The organism is Protofrankia sp. CiP1_Cm_nod2 (genome assembly GCF_920664355.1).
GTDB lineage: Bacteria > Actinomycetota > Actinomycetes > Frankiales > Frankiaceae > Protofrankia.
On record NZ_CAKKTL010000187.1, the window covers coordinates 9,619 to 11,822 of the forward strand.

Here is a 2,204-nt window from a genome sequence, read left to right on the forward strand (position 1 = left end):
TCGGACACCGACAGTCCACTCTGGCGCAGCCGGGTGATCTCGGCGAGGTTGGTGCCGTGGCGGTCCCGGTGCCGGCTGTCGCTGCCGAGAGCGATCCTGACCCCGGCGTCACGGGCCACCGCGACCGTGTCGGCGAGCATGGCCCGGGTCACGTGCGCACGGTCGGCGGCCCACTGGGGCAGCTGCCCGCTGTCGGCCAGCTGCCCCAGCTCGTGGTACGGCGACAGGGTCGGGACCAGCGTGACGCCCCGCCGCGCCATCAGGTCGGCCTCACGCTGCGTGAGACCGATCCCGTGCTCGACCGAGCGGACGCCGGCCGACACCGCCGCGTCGACGGCGCCCGCCCCCAGCGCGTGCGCCATGACCCCACGCCCGAAGGCGGCCGCCTCCGAGACCGCGGCGGCGAGCTCCGCGGCGGTGAACTCCGGCAGCGGCTGCCCCGGGCGCACCGACATGATGCCGCCACTGGCGAAGACGTTGACCCAGTCCGCGCCCGCCCGCACCACCGCGCGGACCGCCGCGCGCATCCCGTCCGGCTCCCGGACGACATGCCGGGGCCGGCCGGGGTAGCCCAGCGCCGTCAGGGTCTCCGGCGCCTCCAGGCCGGGGCCGAGCAGCGCCCCGTCGCCGTGGCCCTCGGAGCGGGTCAGCCCGACCACCGAGACCGCCAGCCGCGGCCCGGGAATGTGCCCGGCGAGCAGCGAGTCACGCACGCCCGCGTCCGCGCCGCCGGCGTCCCGGACGTACGTCACCCCGGCGGCCAGGGTGCGGCGCAGCATCGCCGCTGTCTGGAAGAAGCGCTCCGACAGCGGAGTCGTCATCATCTCCAGCGGATCGTATGTGCAGAGCGTGACGTGGGAGTGGCAGTCGATGACGCCGGGCATCAGCCACAGCCCGTGCGCGTCGACATCGACCGCGTCGGCGTCCAGTGGGAGACGCGGCCGGACGTTGGTGATGTGCCGGTTGCGTACCGCGACGTCCACCGGGCCGTCGAAGTAGCCGTGCTCGTCAAGGGCGTGCACGCCCCGCAGGACGAAGCCGCCCGACAGGGCGGTGCCGCCCCGCCGCGGGACATCGGTGCTGGTGATCGTCATCGTGCCGTTCCTGCCGCTGGGGTCCGGCGTCCACCAGCGGATGGATCACCGCGCTGATTACGGGACGCCATGGAGATCACATAGGATATGCCGGCTCGGGCCGGGTACCGCGCTGGGCCCGCTCGGCCCGGCCGCGCACCGGGTCACCGGTTGGGACGGCGTGGCGGGGACGACGGCGAAGAAGCGCCGGACGGCAGCCAGGCCGCCCGGCGGTCGCGACGTCCGAGCGGGTACTCAGGTCACGGTCGACAGGCCGTGCTCGACACGCGGCAGGTGTCGATGTACCGACGGACGGTGAAGCCGCACGCCGGCATGGCACGGTCGTCCGCGGCACCCGCCGCTGGCTTCCACCTGGCCCTGTACACCTGTACCTCCATGGTTGGCGCCTGGGGACGCGCCGTCACAGACTGGGCTGCCCGCCCGGGCCGCGCACGGCCCCCGCCTGGGCGGCTCAACTGCTCGTGACGTCCGCCGACGAGCGGATGCCGCAGCCGATGATTCCAGTCCGCTCGTGAACGTAACTGACCGTCATTGGCAGGGTCAAGAGCCTGTGGCGTCGGACGCTCTTCGACCGCTCTCCGACCGATCTCGCCCGTAGCCCGACGGATCCCGACGGATGATGGCCGGCCGCGCCCCGACAGCTACCCGCGATGGCCGGCAACGGCGGTCGGCCACCGTCATCCGACCGTCGCGGCGGTGACCGGCGGGTCCACCGGATGGCGCGCCGGCACGGGCTCCGCCGCCGCCACCGGGCCGGATGCCGCGGCCAGCCCGGCCCGGGCGGCGCGCAGCTCGCAGGTGAGCTCGTCGGCCTGACGCTCGGCACGTTCGGCCCGGGAACGGGCGTCCGCCCTGGCCTCGGCGAGCACCGCCTGGCGTTCGTCCGCGGCCCGGTGGGCCGCCTCCAGCCTGCGGTCGGCGTCGGCATGCACGCGGGTGATCTCCGCGTCCGCGGCGTCACGCTGACGGACCAGCTCGGCGTGCAGCCGGTCGGCCTCCGCCCGGGCCTGGGCCGTGGTGTGCTCCAGGGCCTCGGCCCGGGCCCGCGCGGCGTCGCGGGCGGCGGTGGCGGCGGCAGCCGCCTGCGCGGCGTCCTGCCGGGCCTGGGCC

The 2,204-nt window shown here is 75.4% G+C and carries 1 protein-coding gene and 1 pseudogene; both read right to left on the minus strand.

Going from position 1 to position 2,204, the window contains the following annotated elements; all coding sequences use genetic code 11:
- Positions 1 to 1,094: amidohydrolase family protein (locus NBW84_RS18270; RefSeq protein WP_250285948.1), on the minus strand; the 1,094-nt coding region annotated here is incomplete at its 3' end.
- A gap of 677 nt (positions 1,095 to 1,771) precedes the next feature.
- Positions 1,772 to 2,204: pseudogene (locus NBW84_RS18275) on the minus strand (hypothetical protein); the annotation flags it as partial.